This window comes from Dysgonomonas sp. HDW5A (assembly GCF_011299555.1).
GTDB lineage: Bacteria > Bacteroidota > Bacteroidia > Bacteroidales > Dysgonomonadaceae > Dysgonomonas_A.
This window is the reverse complement of record NZ_CP049857.1, coordinates 1,964,416-1,985,138: the sequence shown is the minus strand read 5'-3', so window position 1 is coordinate 1,985,138 and position 20,723 is coordinate 1,964,416. Positions and strand designations below refer to the sequence as shown.

17 protein-coding genes are annotated in these 20,723 nt (G+C 34.3%); 12 read left to right on the top strand and 5 right to left on the bottom strand.

The features are described from left to right. Window positions 1-13 precede the first annotated feature (13 nt). The 3 genes from G7050_RS08320 to G7050_RS08310 form a co-directional block, all read right to left on the bottom strand. Complete coding sequence (locus tag G7050_RS08320; RefSeq protein ID WP_166113830.1) at window positions 14-1,501, bottom strand: RagB/SusD family nutrient uptake outer membrane protein; 1,488 nt, start codon at window positions 1,499-1,501, stop codon at window positions 14-16. A gap of 18 nt (window positions 1,502-1,519) precedes the next feature. Next, window positions 1,520-4,537, bottom strand: coding sequence for a TonB-dependent receptor (locus G7050_RS08315; protein ID WP_166113827.1), 3,018 nt, complete (start codon window positions 4,535-4,537; stop codon window positions 1,520-1,522). A gap of 217 nt (window positions 4,538-4,754) precedes the next feature. Then, entirely contained in the window at window positions 4,755-6,407 is a 1,653-nt protein-coding gene (locus G7050_RS08310; RefSeq protein ID WP_166113824.1) for a DUF6377 domain-containing protein, read from the bottom strand. Window positions 6,408-6,825: 418 nt separating this feature from the next. Between G7050_RS08310 and G7050_RS08305 the strand changes: the two genes are divergently transcribed. From G7050_RS08305 to G7050_RS08275, 7 genes are all read left to right on the top strand, one after another. Next, a complete protein-coding gene (locus G7050_RS08305) occupies window positions 6,826-8,310 on the top strand; it encodes an NAD(P)/FAD-dependent oxidoreductase (protein ID WP_166113821.1) in 1,485 nt (494 codons plus the stop codon). Further along, window positions 8,294-9,124, top strand: a complete 831-nt coding sequence (locus G7050_RS08300) for a phytoene/squalene synthase family protein (protein ID WP_166113818.1) — start codon at window positions 8,294-8,296, stop codon at window positions 9,122-9,124. Before G7050_RS08305 ends, G7050_RS08300 begins: the two co-directional genes overlap by 17 nt. 4 nt (window positions 9,125-9,128) lie before the next feature. After that, on the top strand, window positions 9,129-9,644 hold the full coding sequence (gene idi, locus G7050_RS08295; RefSeq protein WP_166113815.1) for an isopentenyl-diphosphate Delta-isomerase: 516 nt from the start codon (window positions 9,129-9,131) through the stop codon (window positions 9,642-9,644). Beyond that, the gene (gene crtD / locus G7050_RS08290; RefSeq protein ID WP_166113811.1) at window positions 9,641-11,110 is read left to right on the top strand and encodes a 1-hydroxycarotenoid 3,4-desaturase CrtD; all 1,470 of its coding nucleotides are present in this window, start codon (window positions 9,641-9,643) and stop codon (window positions 11,108-11,110) included. The genes idi and crtD overlap by 4 nt, the downstream gene beginning before the upstream one ends. Before the next feature lie 63 nt (window positions 11,111-11,173). Next, window positions 11,174-11,839, top strand: coding sequence for a carotenoid biosynthesis protein (locus tag G7050_RS08285; protein ID WP_166113808.1), 666 nt, complete (start codon window positions 11,174-11,176; stop codon window positions 11,837-11,839). Continuing rightward, a complete protein-coding gene (locus G7050_RS08280; protein ID WP_166113805.1) occupies window positions 11,836-12,453 on the top strand; it encodes a lysophospholipid acyltransferase family protein in 618 nt (205 codons plus the stop codon). The genes G7050_RS08285 and G7050_RS08280 overlap by 4 nt, the downstream gene beginning before the upstream one ends. Further along, window positions 12,450-13,553 carry a glycosyltransferase family 2 protein gene (locus tag G7050_RS08275; protein ID WP_166113802.1) on the top strand — a complete coding sequence of 368 codons (1,104 nt, stop codon included), beginning with the start codon at window positions 12,450-12,452 and terminating at the stop codon, window positions 13,551-13,553. Before G7050_RS08280 ends, G7050_RS08275 begins: the two co-directional genes overlap by 4 nt. A 9-nt stretch (window positions 13,554-13,562) precedes the next feature. On the opposite strand, the gene G7050_RS08270 is transcribed toward G7050_RS08275, so the two are convergent. Beyond that, on the bottom strand, window positions 13,563-14,294 hold the full coding sequence (locus G7050_RS08270) for a hypothetical protein (protein WP_166113799.1): 732 nt from the start codon (window positions 14,292-14,294) through the stop codon (window positions 13,563-13,565). Window positions 14,295-14,732: 438 nt separating this feature from the next. Continuing rightward, window positions 14,733-15,239, bottom strand: a complete 507-nt coding sequence (locus tag G7050_RS08265; RefSeq protein ID WP_221412830.1) for a hypothetical protein — start codon at window positions 15,237-15,239, stop codon at window positions 14,733-14,735. A 363-nt stretch (window positions 15,240-15,602) separates the two neighbouring features. Here G7050_RS08265 and G7050_RS08260 point away from each other — a divergent pair, with 363 nt between their 5' ends. From G7050_RS08260 to G7050_RS08240, 5 genes are all read left to right on the top strand, one after another. Next, window positions 15,603-16,724: an ATP-binding protein gene (locus G7050_RS08260; RefSeq protein WP_166113796.1), complete on the top strand. Its 1,122-nt coding sequence runs from the start codon at window positions 15,603-15,605 to the stop codon at window positions 16,722-16,724. A 366-nt stretch (window positions 16,725-17,090) separates the two neighbouring features. After that, window positions 17,091-18,416, top strand: a complete 1,326-nt coding sequence (locus G7050_RS08255) for a hypothetical protein (RefSeq protein ID WP_166113793.1) — start codon at window positions 17,091-17,093, stop codon at window positions 18,414-18,416. A gap of 4 nt (window positions 18,417-18,420) precedes the next feature. Then, a complete protein-coding gene (locus G7050_RS08250; RefSeq protein WP_166113790.1) occupies window positions 18,421-19,818 on the top strand; it encodes a hypothetical protein in 1,398 nt (465 codons plus the stop codon). Between the two features lie 2 nt (window positions 19,819-19,820). Further along, window positions 19,821-20,285, top strand: coding sequence for a hypothetical protein (locus G7050_RS08245; protein ID WP_166113787.1), 465 nt, complete (start codon window positions 19,821-19,823; stop codon window positions 20,283-20,285). Beyond that, window positions 20,263-20,709, top strand: coding sequence for a PIN domain-containing protein (locus G7050_RS08240; protein ID WP_166113784.1), 447 nt, complete (start codon window positions 20,263-20,265; stop codon window positions 20,707-20,709). Before G7050_RS08245 ends, G7050_RS08240 begins: the two co-directional genes overlap by 23 nt. The last annotated feature ends 14 nt before the right edge of the window (window positions 20,710-20,723 follow it).

Here is a 20,723-nt window from a genome sequence, read left to right as displayed (position 1 = left end):
TTCGTTTTTTTGATTAATAACCTGCATTTTGAGACAAGTTCGGATTAGCATCCCTTTCTTTTTGAGGAATAGGTAGCAGCAAATGTTTGCTTGTCGCATTAACTTTACCGATAGAGTGTAAGAAATTCAAGGCATATTGCCCATTGTCAATACGAATCATATCGAACCAACGATGTCCTTCGAATGCCAACTCTATGCGGCGCTCCTTGATGATTTTCTCACGCATCTGATCTTGGTTTAAACCTTCCACATCTGTACGTTTTGTCAATCCTGCTCTTTTCCGCACCTGATATAGTGGCTCTTCTGCATCCTTCGTTCTTCCAAGTTCATTCAAAGCTTCCGCTTTCATCAATAATACATCTGCATAACGTAATACTATTACGCTGGCTGAGTTTGTATTATAATCGGGAGACACAGATAGAGGTACTAAAAACTTGCGGACATTGTAGCCAGTGTTAGACATTGATTTCTTATACTGTTTTCCATCGAATGCAGGACCTCCTTCATATAAAATGGTTTTATCTTTCCGCAAATCGTTTTCTTCATATTGGCTCACAAATTCTTCTGTCGGTTGGTTCCAGCCATAGGCTCCGCCTACCCAGCCGGTATTACGTGGTCCCATATAAGTACTTAACCAAGAAGCCTGATTATCATCGTCCCAAAAACCGGCTTTGGTCAATCCATAATATTGAACCTCAAATAATGATTCTGCTGTATTTTTATTTCTCAGTTCACCACCAAAGCAATCGCTGTAATCGGGATTAAGGCTATATCCTAAACTTTCGACAAGATTACACATGTCTAAACATTCCTTATACATGCCCAATGTCAGATATACTTTGGCTAACATTCCGGCTGCCGCTCCTTTGGATGCACGGCCAATGTCACTGCCTTTATATTCTTCTCTTACAGGCAATAAATTGATGGCTTCTTTCAGATCGGGGATAATAACATCATTATAGATGGTCATTTTATTGGTGCGTGACGGGAATAAATCATCGCCGGGTTTTAGTGTGGTTACTGCCATCGGCACATCGCCAAACAGTCGTACTAGTATGAAGAAATAGTGTGCACGAAGGAATTTAGCTTCACCAATACACCTGTTTTTTAATGATTCGCTGATATTTGTTTTTGGAATATTTTCGAGAACCGTATTGCAATAAAGAATACCGGGATTGGGTCCTCTCCATATATCGAGTGCGGCAGCATTGTCTGTTGTTGTCACAAAATTGGCAAGAGTAATAGTTTCTATACCATCGGTTCCTCCTCCGGCACCAACTTCACTATTTCCGGCAACTATATCAAGTGACCAGATTCTCATATTATAGAGTTTAGGACGCTGTAGAGGCTGGTAAGCTCCATTCACTAAAGCAATGGCAGACGCTTCGTCATTTATAGCTTCTGCACTTGGATCTTCGAACGACTCTTTGTCCAAAAAATCAGAACACGAAACGAATAGAGTCGAAATAGCTAACAAGCCTATATATAGTATCTTTTTCATAATCAACGTTTTTTTGAATTAGAATTTAACATTAACTCCCATACTCAATGTACGAGTAACAGGATATGTACTTAAATCGACACCACTTACATTTACTTCCGGATCGAATCCCGAATATTTGGTAAGGGTAAGTAAGTTTTGACAGGAGATATAAAAGCGAGCCATGCTGAGGTAAGCTTTTTGAGAAATTGATTTAGGCAGTGTATAACCCAAAGTTAGATTCTTCACTCTCAGATATGAACCATCTTCTATAAACCGATTCGAATGACGCACATTTTGATTGGGGTCACTATATATAGCACGTGGCACACTGTTGCTGGTACCTTCACCCGTCCATCTGTCTAATACCTTAGTTGTTTGATTTTGTGGAATAGACATACTTTCCTGCCATATTCTGTTTGCGTTGTATATATCGTTACCGGCAACACCTTGCAAGAAAATCTGCAAATCGAATTCTTTATAAGCAAAAGTATTATTCATCGAGAATGTCCATTCTGGCGAAGGATTACCGATATAAGTACGATCATCGGCGTTTATTACCCCATTATTGTCTAAATCCCTGAAGCGGATATCACCCGGTGCTGTTCCTCCCGGCACTTGAATAGCATATCTGTCAACTTCCTGCTGATTCTGAAAGATACCATTGGTTACGTAACCATAGAATGAGCCGATAGGATGGCCTTCGGTGTTTACTCTCACTTTAGTCATGTTAATATCGTCTCCTACAAATAAAGGAACTCCATCATTCATGCTGATGACTTCATTTTTATTATAAGATATATTGAAGTCGGTATTCCATTCGAAAGCACCTCTCAGGTTGAAAGAAGAGACTGTAAGCTCTACACCTTTGTTTCTTACCTTTCCGGCATTTATACTTGGTACGTCTATATCCGAATATCCTGTCGTAATAGGCACAGACATTGGCACCAGCATATCGGATGTATTTTTAAGATAAGCATCTATAACAACATTAATGCGTTGATTCAATAACGATAAATCCACTCCCGCATTCAGCTGTTTTACTGTTTCCCATCTCACATTGGGATTGGGCATCACTTTAGGATATAGCGTAGAAACAGGTGTTCCGTTAAATACATATTGTCCTGTTTTCAAGCGTGTAAAGTAGGCATAATTGTCTATACCGGCTTGGTTACCAGTTTCACCATATCCTGCCCTCACTTTGATATCACTCACCCATTTATTTTTGTTATAAAACGATTCTTCGGATAATCGCCAAGCTGCCGAGAACGAAGGGAATGTTCCCCAACGATTTTCGCTCGAAAAACGTGATGAACCATCACGACGGATAGTAGCAGTCAATAAATATTTATCTGCATAATTATAGTTGGCACGACCTATGAACGACAATATTGCCCAATCGTTTTTAGTACCTCCTACAGTAGGGTCGGTCAATCCATTATTCAATTGATTGTTGTTATCTGTCAAGAAATTCTGAATACTTGCGCTCATATTGTTATACACATTATTTTGAGCACTGGAACCGATCATTACATTCAAGTGATGTTTTTCGTTGAATGTTTCCATGTAGGTTAAGGTGTTATCCCAAAGATAAGTCATACTCTTATTAGACTCCTCATAAAGAGTTGACTGCGGTTGAGGAATTGGTTTCCAATTGTACTTAGGATAGAAATTACGTTTATCCCAGAATTTGAAGTCAATACCTCCCAAGGTTTTGAAAGTAAGGTTGTCCTTTATTTTTATTTCGGCAAAAGCATTGGCCAATACATTGTAGCCTTTTGTTTGCTCTTTGTTTAATGTGGCACTACCTATCGGATTTCTTATATCTCCGTATTGATAGGCTGGTTCTCCCGGGCCTGAAAACGATCCGTCCTCGTTAAATACCGGTTGAGTGGGTAAAGCAGCCATAGCATCGCGAACACTGTACGAGCCTTGTTTCTTCACATCATGGCTTAGTGTCACATTGTTCCCGAACTTTAGCCAAGAACGAACCTTCGATTCACTATTGAATTGAAAGGTATAACGTCGGTAAGAAGTATTTAGAATAATACCTTCCTGATCGAATACACCACCCGATACATAGTAATTACTTTTCTCGTTACCTCCCGAATACGAAAGGGTGTAATTTTGCATAATAGCTTTACGGAAAAGTTCATCAAGCCAGTTCGTTCCCGTCCCTAAAGCTGTAGGATCGGCGAAATCGGGTCTTTGCACATAATTTGGATTGTTATAATTTTTAATCATTTCGTTGTGAAGTGATGCAAATTGACTGGCATCAAGCATCTTGGGCATATTAGTTGCTTCCTGTATTCCCCAGTTGGCACTTAGAGAAATAGAGCCATCGCCCGATTTTCCTTTTTTCGTAGTAACAATCACAACACCATTTGCTCCACGTGAACCGTATATTGCTGTTGCAGAGGCATCTTTTAAGACATCAACAGACTCCACATCTTCCATGTTCAAGGCATTGAGCGGCATATCGGTAGGAACGTTGTCGATTACCAATAAAGGCTCACTGTTGTTGATGGTACTGATACCCCGTATACGAAAAGACACGTTATCGCCCGGTTTTCCGGATGATATAACCTGTACACCCGAAGCTCGTCCCTGTAATGCTTCTCCAATATTGGCTACGGGTTTGTCTTTTATTGTTTTTGCAGAAATGGAAGAGACGGATCCTGTCAGGTCAATTTTCCTCATTACTCCATAACCTACAACTACAATTTCATCTAAAATTTTAGAATCTTCTTTTAGGATTATCTTTAAATCAGACTTTCCTAAAGTGGGCACTTCCTGACTTATGTAGCCGATATAAGAAATTGTGAGTACAGGATTGTTGCTAACATCCAGAGAAAAAGTACCATCAATATCGCTAATGGTAGCTGTTGTAGTACCTTTTGCAACTACCGAAGCTCCTATAATAGGTTCGCCCTTTAGGTCGGTTATCACTCCTGTCACTTTTTTCTGATCCTGAGCCAGGATATTCAGGCTAGACAGCATACATATAAATATGATACATATTTTATGTAAGCACGTAAAAGGTTTTACATTCATCATGGTATTTATTTTAAAATTAGGTTTAGAATGAAATAATAGTTTCGAAGGTTAACAATTGGAATGACTTCTAAACTAATATTCACAAAAATAGGGAGAGTATAAAGGACGAAAAATAGGATATAGCAAGAATATAGATAGGATTTATACCTAAGTGGCTATATTTCAATATTATATATAGGATTTGGAGGTCAAAAAAAGTAGATAGTATATCCTGAGATCAGCTGCTTTTAGTAGATTTACCTCCTATTTTAGTTACTAAGGATTCGAATTCGTCACGAGGTACAGCAGCTTTGTTTCTTACCCTTGTGCGATAATTGTAAATTGTATTTGCTGAATAATGGAGAAATGATGCAATCTTGGAGCTGTCTACAATACCGAGGCGTATAAGGGCAAATATACGTAGTTCGGTATTCAACAGTTCGTTTGGTTTCAAAGTAAACCGTTCCTCTTCGAGCAGCAACGAGTTGAAATCTTCTACGAAGTTTGGATAAAGATGTAAAAATATATTGTCGAAATTGTCGTAAAGTTCTTTCAGTTCATTATCGATCATATCATGAGACTTTAACATTTTGTAAAGCTCATCCAGTTTTTTCTCTACCGCTTTTTTATTCAGCGTATTCTGGTATTTTTCGAGTTTACTAATATACATAGAGCATAAGTCGAGAAAATGTCCTATATAAGTTTCCTTAATTCGATTTGCTTCAGACAATTCGACGTTCAGGTTGTTGAGTTGGATATTGTTTTTCTGTAAATCAGTATTTAACTCGTTCAGCTTTACATTCGTGTGATACAACTCTTTTCTAATACGGGCTACTCGCTTCATCTGTAAGTAAACATATATTAACGAAGCAATCAGAAATAGAGATAAGATGCTGACTAATATGAGAAAAAACTGCAACCCTTCTTTTTGTTTGGCTACTTTTTCCTGATAAGCAGTATCTATAATCGGGAATATTTTGGATATTTCGAAAGTCCTCAATCGTGCATTACAAAACATAGCATCCTCCATCGAAGATTTGATACATGTGTAAGCGTTTTCGATATCTCCCGTTTCATATAAAACGATAGCTAAAGCTTGCAATGAAGCATTCTCTTTTATCGCATTTTTTATATCACAAATAGCAGAAATTGTATAATACCGTCTTTGCTTTTCGAGATTGCCTTCTTTTTTATACACATTGGCCAGTGCATAGGCTAATACAGCTCTTTCGTGATCCTCCGACTTTGATTTATTAAAGAGATTCTGCAAAATATGTTTTGATTGTTCTAACTTATTATGATCCAGCAGTTTTTCTGAATATACAATCTTATAATGATTGGATGTTGTATCAAGCACATTCAGAAGTGAATCACGGTAGAGATTACTCTTCTCTGAATAAATATTGGTATATAAATTATTTGAGGAATAAGAACTGTATAGTAGTTTATATGTATCGTAATAGTTAATAAGAAGTCCTTCATGTATCTTTTCCCGATCGATACTTTTCAATAGATCCATAGATTCTATATACATGCCTGCAATAGTGTATAGAGATGCTAAGGCTAGTTTTGATTGGTTAATTAAAGATGCATCATTCAGTTTATATGCTATCTGTAGGTTTTCTTTAATAAAATGTATAGCCGAATCCGAGATATAGGTCTTGTACTGATCGTATAGTTGTACATTAATGTCATAGCACTGTACATCCGAAATATTGGGAGTTTCGAGCATCTTTTTCATCTCTGATATTTTCTGCTCTTTTACCTGCATATACATCTCTTTATTATCCAATAGCTTGTTTAAATGTTGAGAAATGGTATCCTTTTCGATGGCAGGGTATATATCACAGAATTGTAAAAGTAAAAATATCAAAAACAAATATTTCTTCATAGACAGTATATAAATCGGCTTACTGGCAAATATAAAACTATTAAATAAATTTATCGTCAGTATTTAACTTAAAAGGTAATTTTGAGGTGCCGCTGTTTAGACGAAATTTAAAACAGATCGATAACAGCTTGTGTAACTCCATTTTTTAGAGAAACGATGTTCGGCTTTGTTGATGGAGGCTCTGAATTACTAAGCCAAAATTTTTGCAATTTATTTCACGCTTGTATCTTTCAGAAATAATCTATAGATGCATTGTTAATATAAATAAGTGAATAGTTAAGAAAAACCTAAAACAAATAATAACTTCTATTGTTATATACATGATACTAAAAAACGATCTACACAACAGACTAATTGTAATTACAGTGCTATTTTCAGTTCAGTGTAACACTATAAATATCCGGAGTAAATCATAAGTATGAAAAAAATTATAATCATTGGCTCTGGGTTTTCAAGCCTTTCTGCCGCTTGTTATTTAGGCAAAGAAGGGCATCATGTTACAGTTTTAGAAAAAAATGAAATAATCGGAGGCAGAGCCAGACAGTTGAAAGCAGATGGTTTTACTTTCGACATGGGGCCTACATTCTATTGGATGCCCGATATATTCGATTCGTTCTTCGCCGATTTTAATAAAAAAACATCTGATTATTATAAGCTGATAAGACTAGATCCCGGCTATGAAGTTTACTTTGGAGAAAACGACTCTCTATCTGTTTCGGCAGATTTGAATAAAATATACCAACTATTTGAAAAGGAGGAAGCCGGCAGCAGTGAATTTTTACAAAAATATTTGAAAGAAGCTCACTTCAATTACGATGTAGCCATCAACAAAGTTGTTTATAAGCCCGGAAAAAGCATATTTGAGTTGATTATGCCTGCTACTGCTATGCGTGTTTTCCAATTCCTACAAAGTATCAGCAGCAAGATCAGAAAAGGAGTGAAGAGCCATAAGCTCAGACAACTCTTAGAATTTCCCGTACTTTTTTTGGGAGCGAAACCCAGTAAAACACCTGCTTTTTATTGTTTTATGAATCATGCCGATATGGTATTGGGTACGTGGCACATACAGGGAGGAATGTTTGAGCTAGTAAAAGCGATGAAGCAATTGGCTGAAAGCTATGGCGTAACCATAAAAACGAATAGTGCAGTCGAAAAAATCAATATAGAGAATAACTTAGCAATAGGAGTTACTGTGAATGGGGTATTTTATCCGGCAGACTTAGTCATATCGGGAGCCGACTACCAACATACCGAAAAACTTCTCGAAAACAAATACCGTAATTATAGTCAAGAATATTGGAAGCAGCGTGTGTTTGCTCCATCTGCCCTTATGTATTATGTGGCTCTTGATAAGAAAATGGAAAATGTATCTCATCACACATTATTCTTCGACTCCAATTTTGAGATACATGCTTCGCAAATATACGACAAAGCTGCATGGCCCGACAATCCGTTATTCTATGCCAGCTTTCCAAGCATCACAGATGCGTCTGTTGCTCCTGAAGGCAAAGAAGCAGCCATTTTTTTAATCCCTATCGCTCCCGGTCTGAAAGACTCGGAGGATATTAGACTACATTATTTTAATAAAATAATAGAACGCCTCGAAAGGCTGACTAATCAATCGGTCAAAGAATCGATCATCTTTCATCAAAGCTTTACAACCAGCGACTTTGTGCGTGATTATAATGCTTACAAAGGAAATGCTTACGGTTTGTCAAATATATTATCACAAACCGCTTTCTTAAAACCTAAAATGCAAAATAGAAAAATAAAGAACTTATTTTATACAGGACAGTTGACTGTTCCCGGTCCGGGGGTACCTCCGGCGATTATTTCCGGTAAAATTGTTTCAGAATTAGCAAACTCTTATATAAAGAAAACAGGTTATGGAAAAACTATTTAATCAGATCTCGTTTGAGACCAGTAAAATGGTAACCAAGCAATACAGTACTTCTTTTGCCATAGGAGTCCGTTGTTTGGATGAGTCCATAAGAGATGCTATATATAGCATATATGGATTTGTAAGATTTGCCGACGAAATAGTAGATACCTTTCATGAGCATGATAAGGAGTTTTTACTCGATAATTACGAAAAGTGTTACTACGAGGCGTTAAGGCATGGAATCAGTTTAAACCCGATACTTAATTCGTTTCAGCAAACAGTAAAGGCTTATTCGATAGAAGATGATCTGATACAGTCTTTTCTGAAAAGTATGCGGAGTGATTTGAAAAAGAAAAAATTTGATGAGCAAGAAATTAACGAATACATCTACGGTTCGGCAGAAGTTGTCGGATTGATGTGCCTTAAAGTGTTTGTAAAAGGCAATAAAGAGCATTACGATGAATTAAAACCTTATGCTATGCGATTGGGGGCAGCTTTTCAAAAAATAAATTTCCTGAGAGATTTACAACATGATACCGAAGAATTGTGTAGAACATATTTTCCGATACTGAAAAATCAACCGTTGAATAAAAAGACAAAAGATATAATATTACAAGATATATACAAAGATTACGAACAGGCGATGATAGGTATAAAGAGATTGCCAAATGAATCGAAACTAGGAGTGTATACAGCTTATCTGTATTACCTCAAATTAACAGAGATGATTGAAAAAACAAACCCTGACGAATTAATGAAAAAACGAATCAGTGTACCTAATCATCAGAAATTATTTCTGCTTTGCAGAGCATACATAACGACTAAATTAAACTAACAACATGGTAATTCTTGTCAATGAAAAAGACGAAACGATTGGATATATGTCGAAACTTGAAGCACACCAAAAAGGGGTGTTGCATCGTGCATTTTCGGTACTAATATTTAATTCGCAAAGACAATTGTTACTGCAACAACGTGCAATCGGAAAATACCATACGCCGGGCAAGTGGACGAATACCTGTTGCAGCCATCCTTATCAGGATGAGACACCCGAAGATGGTGCTCACAGGAGACTCAAAGAGGAGATGGGAATGGATGCAGAACTGAAGTTCTTATTTAAATTTCAATATAAAGCTCCTTTTGACAATGAATTGACTGAACATGAAATAGATCATGTTTTTATTGGGTTTACCGATGATTTACCCTCTATAAATAAGGATGAAGTAAATGATTTTAAGTATATGTATCTGAATGATATCAGAGAAGATATAGTAAGAAATCCCGATGGATACACTGCTTGGTTTAAGATTATCATAGAGGGATATCATGAATACATAGAAAGGCATTTGGTATGAATATAGCAATCATAGGATCGGGTATTGGAGGGTTGGCTTCGGCTATCCGCTTGGCAAATAAAGGGCATAAGGTAGTGGTATACGAAAAAAATACAACTGTCGGAGGTAAGATGGCAGAAATAAAAGAGCATGGCTATCGTTTCGACACAGGCCCCTCGTTGTTTACCTTACCCAATCTACTGGAAGATCTTTTTGCTGAAAGCGGTGAAAACCTGAAAGATTATTTGCCCTATGAGCTACTGGAGAATAATTGCAAGTATTTCTTTCCTGATGGTATGGAGTTCAACTTTTACCACGATAAAGAAAAACTAAAGGAGGAGATTGAATCAAAAACAATTGAAAAATACGAACATATAAAAAAACGTTTAGTAGAATCGGAGGAATTATATACAATAAGTGCCCCCGTTTTTCTATTTAACGATTTTCATAAATTCTCGAATTTTAATACACCTCCTTTCAGGAATATAGTATTCAAATTGCATAAGCTGAATTTTACCAAAACAATGCACGAGGCAAATCAAAAATCGTTTAACGACAAAAGGCTGGTGCAACTGTTCGACCGATATGCAACCTATAATGGTTCTGATCCGTATAAGGCACCTGCCACGCTGAATATGATTGCCCATCTCGAAAACAATATTGGAGCTTTCTTTCCCAAAATGGGAATGTATGCCATAGTGCAAAGCCTTTATGATCTGGCAATAAAGAAGGGCGTAGAATTCAGATTCAATAATTTAGTTACTGAAATTGTAGTTGAAAATAAAAAAGCAACAGGTATTCGGGTAAACGACCAGATACATTCATACGATACAATTGTATCGGACGTTGATGCTAAATATCTGGCTAATAACATGCTGAATCATCCGTTGAAAAAGCGGTTGGACAATGCCGTACCCTCATCGTCGGCTATGATATTTTATTGGGGCATTAAAAAAGAATTTAGAAATCTCGATGTGCATAATATTCTCTTTAGCAATCGGTATAAAGATGAGTTTACACATATCTTTAAAAGCAAAACTATAATTGACGACCCTACGGTATATATATTTATAAGTTCGAAGGTTGTACCATCCGATGCTCCGCAAGGTTCCGAAAATTGGTTTGTAATGATTAATGTACCTGCCGATTGTGGCCAGAACTGGGATGAGTTGATAGGTGATGTACGGAAGAATATTATAACAAAAATAAATAAGGCTTTAAATACCAATATTGAAGAATATATAGAGTTTGAACGCATCGGGTCGCCACTGACAATAGAGAAAAACACTCTTAGTTATGGCGGAGCTTTATACGGAACAGCATCCAACTCGATGTTCTCCGCTTTTTTACGACATCCTAATTTGCTTAGCAGCATAAAAAATTTATACTTTGTAGGAGGAAGCGTGCATCCCGGCGGCGGTATTCCGCTTTGTGTTGCCAGCTCCGAAATAGTATGCAAAGAAATACCCGCTACAACTAAAATTTAATAATTACAAGTTTACTAATAGATAAGCCTTGCTTGCAGATAACCGATAACTAAAATGATAGGCATGAAAAATAAAGTCTTACAAAAAATGATTTCGGAAGAAGAGCTACCAAAAACCTTTTTACGTTTTTATTTTGTTGGCTTGTTACTATTTATAATACCTTACACTCGGGAGTTATTTTTTAGCATAACTGCTTTTACACTTATATTGGTTATTGCCTGTATCCTTTTTCATCATAAAGAGTGGAATAAATCTACTGTCTTAGTATTTGCTTTTATAGCTTTCAGTTCTTTCTTTCTCGAAGTGGCAGGTGTCAATTCAGGCGTTTTGTTTGGTGAATACCAATATGATATAAGCTTGGGATTGAAACTGTGGAATACCCCTCTGATTATCGGACTCAATTGGGTGTTTCTCGTATATGCTTCACAGTCTATTATCTCTCGTTTTACCAATAACGCATATCTCAGAATAGTAGGGGGAGCTTCGCTAATGATTTGTTATGATTTAATCTTAGAATTGGCTGCACCTCCGATGCAGATGTGGCATTTCAAGACATTCTATCCACCTCTCGAAAATTTTGTAACCTGGTTTGTAGCCGCATTATTTTATCACACTCTATTAGTCTCATTTAAGATTTCGGCCGATAATAAATCTGCAGGAGCCTTGTTTTGGATTCAAATGTTATTTTTCGCCATCATCAGTATTTTCAGCTTACTGTTCATCCAATGATAAAAGCCAATAAAACATATTTGGGAGTACTGTTCTTTGATTTATACGCAAAAATACAACTCAAGAGGTATTTTAGGAAAATCACAGTAATAGGCGATTTTGAAGATAACGGGAAGCCTATTCTTTTAATCTCAAATCATTTCTCGTGGTGGGATGGTTTTATACAATTGTTGCTTAACAAAAGAGTTTTCAAGCGAAAACTATATGTAATGATGCTCGAAGAGCAGCTCCGCAAATTTATGATCCTGAATAAAGGTGGAGCTTTTTCGATCCGGAAGAACAGTCGGGATATAGTCGAAAGTTTAGAGTACACAACCGGTTTATTAAAGCACAAAGAAAATGTGTTGTTGATTTTTCCTCAAGGGGAAATACAGACACTATATACACATGATTTTGTTTTTGAGAAAGGACTGGAATATATTTTAAAGAAACTAAACGGTGAGGTACAAATCGTTTTTAATGTAAATTTGGTGGATTACTTCTCTTATAAGAAGCCTTCACTGAATATCTACTTCACCCCATACAATGTGGGGGACAAAATAGACATCGAAACTATCCAGAAAGATTTTACCCATTTTGCACACGAATGCATCAAAAACCAGACTGATAAATGATATATATAGGATATGCCATATTGTTTTTAGGATTCATCAGGCTACTCGTGTCTATGGTTAATTTGTTGACAAATGTGTATCTTCCGCAGGACATTCATATTGAAAATCATCCGAAAGTATCCATCTTAATACCTGTCCGAAACGAAGAGGCAAATATTGGTAAATTATTGCTTGATATTGAGAATCTATCTTATCCTAATTATGAAGTAATCGTATACAACGATTGTTCGACTGACAATACTGTAAATATTGTAAAACAGGCAATGCACAACAACTCCAATATAACACTTATAGAGGGAGGCGAGTTAGAAAATGGATGGCTAGGGAAAAATTTTGCCTGCCACAATCTAGCTTTAAAAGCCACAGGAGAGTACTTTTTATTTTTGGATGCAGATGTAAGGGTAAAGCATCAGCTGATAGAGCAATCGGTTTATTTGATGAAGAAACAGAAGCTGAAGCTATTGTCTATCTTCCCTAAACAAATAATCAGCAATAAAGAAACGCTGCTTGCTATTCCTCTTATGAATTGGATATTATTGAGTTTGTTACCTCTGATATTGATTCGCTGGTCGAGCTGGACTTCTTTTTCGGCTGCTAATGGTCAATTTATGTTCTTCGAGGCACAAGCTTACAAACAGCTATTACCACACTCGATCCATAAGGCGAATAAGGTCGAAGATATAGCTATTTGCAGGTATTACAAGAAAAGCAGAATGCGTGTAAGTACTATTCTTGGCAACGAAGATATACAATGCAAAATGTATAATACTTTGGATGAATCTATGGATGGATTTTCTAAAAACATCTTCGATTTTTTCGGGGGAAGCATTGTAACAGGGTTATTATTTGCCGCCTTTACTACTTTTGCCCCCTTACTACTCTACTTCTCGTTAGGCATATATGCATCGGCAATATATATATGTTCTATAATTCTGATAAGGATATTTGTATCAAAAGCAAGTAAACAGTCCATCTCAGATAATATCCTCTATATGCTGGCTCAGCATTTTATCTTTTTGAAAATTATTTGCATCGCTTTATTACATCGCAAACGAAAGTCTTTAACATGGAAAGATCGGTATGTTTTTATAAAACAATAATATCTGAACCTACATCTTTTTCTTCAAAGCGGGTAATAACTCATTCTTAACAAAAGAATAGTTAGGCTCTATGGACAATATTTTATCATAAGTTTGTTTTGCTCCTTTGAAATTCTTTTCATCTTCTTGTATCTGAGCTATTTTGGTAAGAAGGCTCAAGTAAAGCCAATTTTGAGGTAGCGATGCCGGATTATCTTCGAAAAGAGATACCGCTTTCTTATAGTACTCTTTTGCCTTTGTTTTATCACCGCCAAATGCTGATGGTGAATAGTATAAAACATTTGCCTGTTCTATATTCCCTTGAATATTATTAGGATCTATGGCGAGTGCTTTTTTAGCATTTTCTCCACTCGATTTTCCAATAAAAGGAGCTTTGTAAGGAGATAAACCAATCTTAAAACCAACTAAAGCCGCCTTATAGGCATAGACATCAGCAAGCTTAGGATTAGATTTTGTAAGTTCATCTAAGATCGTCTCCATTTTATCGACATACGTTGCTGCTTCTTTTTTATTTTTTACCCCAAGACTATAACCGATGTATCCATAATAATAGTTTATAAGTTCGAGTTTATTGGCAGCAGAAGTTAATTTTCGAGATTCAATATCTGTCATAGTAGTTTTCCACTCTGCCATATTTCCCGTTATAAAGGCATTATAAATAGTTGTTTTATCATTTGCCGCATTTATGGATAGTGACATAAGCAATAGCACTAGTATGGAATAATATTTATATATTTTCATTTTTGGCTTTATCCTATAATTGATTACTCTTACTAAAACGACAAACCAGATATATTGTTCTCAAAGAGAGCCTCTAAATGATTGAAACTAGTTTTTAATTTTATTAAATTATTATATTTCGTTATATTCGATTATTTATAGTCCAAGAGGTTTTAGTCAAAATTAGGATTTACTCTTAGTGAGGGGGATCATATGGCTTCTTGCCGCTTTTTTTCCTAATAAAGCGGTTAATAAATAGAGTATAATTGGGGGATTAGTTTGGTTTTTGGCCCTCTAAGGTGTCCGCTAGTAAATAAAAAAAGCTCTCTAAACTGCTGTTTAGAGAGCTTTTTCTTAATTTTTACGAGAAATTTATTTCTTGTTTTGTGAACCCTCTGCGGCTGTTCTCGAACCAATTTATAGAAGATTTAAATAAATTGTATCAGTTGAAAGAGCGGATTAAGCAGATGTAGAGTTATTAAGAATATCTTCGATATTACCTTGTTCAAGAATATCAGTTATGACTTGCTTAATGCAGCTTCTTGTTAATTCCTTTACAAATAAATCAGGAGGAGTTATGTAGAGACCTCTGAGATTTTCTCCTGATTCTTCATCTAACTTAACTGCTGTATTTAGATATTCATATGTCCATACATTAATACCATAGTGTCTACCATCAGGTAAATCGACATGAATATTACAAAATTCATTTTTCATATTTGAACCTGAAAAATCCACGTGCTCAAATTCAATCCATAGCTTAAAATCTTGTTGATTATTATTTTTCATTATTAATCCAATGTAGATTTCAAATATAGGTAAAATAAGAAAGCCTCTCAGGAATGAGAGGCTTTCTTGCCTAGTGATCCCGCTGGGATTCTGAACATATTTTGAATCCCTTATCTGTAAAGGATTTTGAAGACTGACGAAAGCTTGTCCACGATTTTGGCAACGAAATATTTTCATCGTTTTTCTGCTTTTTAGAGCACTCGTGGTATTCTATACTTACAAAGATAGGATTCTAAATTTGAATAGGGAAAATTTATATTATGTTTTTTTATGAAAGGAGGAAAATCCTCCATCAATCCTTTGCGTATCTTTTCCTTAAATACATTCTGATTCGTAGGGTTAGTGATAAGTTATAATTTCTGAAAGAACACTCTTTCTAAGAAGTGATATGTCCTTCTCCAGAAATATTGTTTATATGTCAAATTTTTGTGATGTAAAACTATATTCTTTATCGATACCCAAAATCCAAATCCAAAAATATCGCATACTTAGCGGATTTAATTCCAAATTTATCGTATATTTGAACTAAATATATCTGATATGATACATAGATTATTAGAAGATACAGTCAAAGATAAGCTGAACAAGGGTAAAGCAATCATATTAATGGGAGCCAGACAAGTGGGAAAAACCACTCTGGTTAAAGAGCTTTTTAAAGGCTCGGATGAAATGATTTGGCTTAATGGAGATGAATTAGACGTCCAGAATCTTTTTGAAAATATATCATCTACTCGTTTGAAGTATATTTTCGGGAATAAGAAATATGTTGTTATTGATGAAGCTCAACGAATAAAAGATGTTGGTTTAAAGTTGAAACTGATAACTGATGAATTACCCGAAGTACAACTTATAGCAACCGGCAGTTCTTCTTTCGATTTAGCCAATCAAGTAAACGAGCCTCTTACCGGACGGAAATGGGAATACAAAATGTACCCTATTTCTTTTACCGAGATGGTTATGCATCATGGACTGTTAGATGAAAAAAGGCTAATTCCTCATCGCTTAGTATATGGCTATTACCCAGATGTAGTAAACAATCCGGGTAATGAAAAAGAAATTTTAAAACAGTTGTCCGATAGTTATTTGTACAAAGATATTTTGATGTGGGAGCAAATAAAGAAACCTGAAAAGTTATTAAAGCTCTTGCAAGCCATTGCATTCCAAATCGGTAATCAGGTATCTTATTCAGAATTGGGACAGATTAGTGGCTTAGACTCCAAAACAGTCGAAAAATATATTATATTATTGGAACAATGTTTTGTGATTTTCCGATTGGGTTCGTTTAGTCGAAATTTGCGAAATGAGCTAAAAAACAGTAAAAAAATATATTTCTACGATAATGGTATACGCAATGCGATTATAGCTGATTTTTCTTTGGCTGAAAATCGCCATGATATTGGTGCATTATGGGAAAACTATATTATCTCCGAAAGACAAAAAAAACTGGAATATGATGTGTTATGGCGAAACAGCTGGTTTTGGCGAACTAAGGATCAGAGTGAAATTGATTATATTGAAGAGGGAGACGGACAAATCCATACATTTGAGTTTAAATGGAATCCATCGGCTAAATATAAAATACCCAAACAATTCTTAGAGAACTATGTTGGCAGTACTTTTTCTGTTGTCACTCCTGATAATATGGAAGACTTTTTGTTATAATCTTCTAATGAATAGTCAATTGATATGATAAGAGGTTTTATTGTTTTCTTATATTTACACCACAATATAATGAAAATAAGATCAAAGCTCACGAGTGTTTATTTTATGCCTTTTCGTATTTGTAGAGCTCTTTTGTGGAATACCAATTTTGTTGAAATCAATTAAGGCTAGATAATCTATTATTTATAGGATATTGAGGATGAGCAAGCAGTAAAGTGGAGGTAAAACTATTTTATATTTTTGTTTGAACAAGTATATCTCTGATGGGATTATATTTTAATTGTTTCAGGTTGCAATTCTTTTATTTTAACACTATGGTTTTGTTGTTTTATATTCTTATATTTGAGTTTCGTAACACTTGTTTAGATGAAAAATATTTTTGAAAATACACCCGAAATAAATTCAACTCCAACCTTTGTTAAGAAATTTTATTTCTTAGATTATTTTTATATACTCCTAAAGAGTGTGGAGTCTCAATCACATTATGAAAATATTTTACAAGAATTTATTATTTTGAAAAACAAGTATTCACTCGGGGAATCCAAATACAAGAAACTAACTGTAGATGAGGATATTGTAACCTATAAACAAATGGTTAAATTTGAATATACATTCAAACAAGTCTTAAGTGAATCAATAGAGTATGACCTTGTTCTAAAAACATTTCCTTCAAATAAAATTGGGGAAAATGATAAGGATTCATTGATACAGATAACTCTTTTCGGCGAAAAGGTTCTGAGAGAATACGAAGATAAGGGAAAATCCACATTCAATTTTTCTATTTTGAGTAAAATGGAGGAAAAATCATTCGCCTTTTATCAACTTCTAAAATTATGTTATGCAGAAAATATCTCGAAAAATGGATTACTTATATTCCCCATATATTCTGGGCTCAAACTAGGATTTGATAAATCTTCTTTTGTGACTAATAGGCAAGTATTAGAGTATTCATTAGCATTAAGGATCAGGTTGGAGAACGACATAAAAACGTACACAAAAAAAACAGAAGTGTCTCTGATTGAGGAGGAAGAAATGCTAATAAATAAATTAAAAGGAGATGATATTATAACTGGTAATATAAATCAAAGTTTTGACTCCGATAAATATAATGCTTTGCTTAGTCGATTCAGAAAATATTGGTTAAATTATTTTCTGAAGAATATCTATGGGTATGAATATAGTTTTGATACCTTCAATATATGGGTTGAAAGGGCAAAACAGATTGGGATATTACATACGACAGAGTTTTTCCCTGATTTTAGTGGTCGAATTATTTATCCAACATCAATAATAACAAAGAATACAAGCAATAGAGATTTTTCAAAAGTGTTTGCTTATAAAACGGGAGAAGCATTATATATTCATGATCCTCAGTGGAACACATTTCAAGAACCTTTTATTGGAACTCTACAAGAAGAATATTATGTTCTCCAAAGTTCAAAGAAAACACATTTTATAAATTTATTAGATTTAAAAGAAAGAGTCTGTTTCAAATTAAAGATATCAGGACATACCTTTGATAAATTCCTAGAACAAACATATTTATTAAATTTGCAGAGTAAATTAAATAAAATACAAATATCATTAGAAGCAGATAAACTACCCCAAGAGACTAATGCAATGTATTTAAAACGAGAACCTGTATTAATTAATGGAAAATTAAAAAATATAATTGCAATTAATTATAACTAATATTATGAGTAATATTTTAAGAAAAGCAACTAGTATTCCTGTTAATAAGGATATTTATGCACAGTATAATCTAAAAGAGAATCCTTTTCCTTTAAATCCCTTTATAAGCCAAGAGAATCCGGACAAGAGATATAATGGAGATATTTATGAGGCTTCAGTAAGAGATCTAGAGAATACTAAAGTTGAAGAAAATTTTCTGAAAAAGCCACAAAGTGATCCTAATCATATTAGAGTAGGCTATATCTTGGATACTTCATACGTGGGTAGAGGGAATGGGAAATCATCTTTTGCATTAAACCTTATAAAAAAAATTAATAATTCATTCTGCTTAGACATTTCCAAGGATATCAATAAATGTTTTGGATTATATATTGTTCCTGAACCTAGTGGTAAAACAAAAACTTTTTCTAATTTATTAGATAAATGGGCTGATTCAATTTTTAATTCTACTGTAAAAATAATAGATTATTCATTAGCTTCACTGCGTTTAGAAGTTATTCTAAATTTATATCCCGAAATATTTTCAGAAGAAGATCTTAGTAATGAACAAGAATTAATTTTGAAAGTTAATTCTGTTGAGTGGTACAACAATAATAAAATATCTTACGATAGTATATATAAAGTTTTACTGGAGAATGAATTTTATAATAAAATAAATTCGAATAATCCACTTCGAAAAAGGTATAGTCACACATTTGAACATCATAATTTTAAGATAATATCGACTAAACATCTAAATGAATATTATTTGGGTCTAAAAAAAGAAAGTGAAAAAATAGACTTTATATTTAACGATTTGGTTAATTTATTTCTTGCTGCAGGATTTAATGGGGCTTATGTGATTGTAGATGATTTTGAACGAATTCCTGATTTTCAAAGTGATCGTCAAAAAAGAGATTTTGCATTTGAGATTAGAACAAATTTTTTTGATGGTTCTTCAGCGAATTCAAGATATGGTTTTTTTAATTTAATATTAATGTTACATGCAGGTGTTCCTCGTCTTATAGAAAAAGCTTGGAGTGAATCAGGAATGGAGCAAAGAAGCTCCATTGCATCCTCGGTTAATGCTCCTCATATAGTGCATTTTAATAAATTAGATAAGAATAGGGCTATACTTCTTATTAAAAAATATTTGACAGAGTTTAGACTTAAAGACGAAGATAGTATATCCCCTTTTACAGAGGCTGCTATTGAAAAAATAGGAGAAACAAAAGAATATAATGCAGCTCAGATGTTAAGTTTAGCATATATGTTACTAGAAGATTGTGCAATGAAAGGCATTTCCAAAATTGATGTACCAGAGGTGAATTTAATGTTACAGAAAAGCCAAATAGAAGTAGAAACTGCTGATAATATTATAGATGAAAACTCAACAGACTTAATGTCTAAAGCATCAGAATAATTATGGAGCATCGTTGTTTATCTAGAGAAGAGTATCAGTACTTAATTCATCAATTAATATATGGTAATCAATTGACGATAGAATTAGAAGAAGAGTTAATTAAAATAATTGATCGTGCACAAAATTATTGGGATGTAAATATTATTGGGATAAATTATTTTTTATCTATTATTACTGAACAAATAATGAAAAGAGTAAATGTTGATAACGAACTTATAAATCAAGTATATGACTTGAAAAACAAAATGTATTTTACTATTGACGAATTGGACTATAAGCTTATCAATGAACTATTTTCTAATAATTTACCAGAAGCTAGAAATTACTACACCGCACAATTAGAAGAAGCAAAAAGGGGAAAAGATGAAAAACTTGTTCTTGAGATCGAGAATCTCAGGAGTCAGTCTTTCGAGGAAGATCTTCTTCGTGTAATAGAAAATTTTTATGAAGCAGAAATATACCATTGATACTACTGCGTTAATGTCTTATTTTGCAAATGTTTTCGAAATAAAATGCAAAATTTCAAAAGAAGCTATAAGTATTATCAATGAAGCATTTGATGAAAAAAAACATATTCTTCTAATTCCTTCGATTGTCTTTATCGAAATATTTTCTAAACAATTCACGTCTCCGGAGAAAGCTGCTCAAATAAGATATACAGTTTATGAGAAAATAAAATCCTGTGAGAATGTATCGATAGAAGCTATTGATAAAGAACTCTTAGAATGTTTTATTCAAATAACTGATATAGAGTCTGAACATAATTTTGATAATCACGATAAAATAATTTTTGCAACAGCAATGAAATATCAGTCGTCCTTAATCACATCAGACTTAAGGCTTATTCGGTATAATAAAAAAAAGAAATTAATACCGACTATTATAGACTAATATTGTATTAAGGA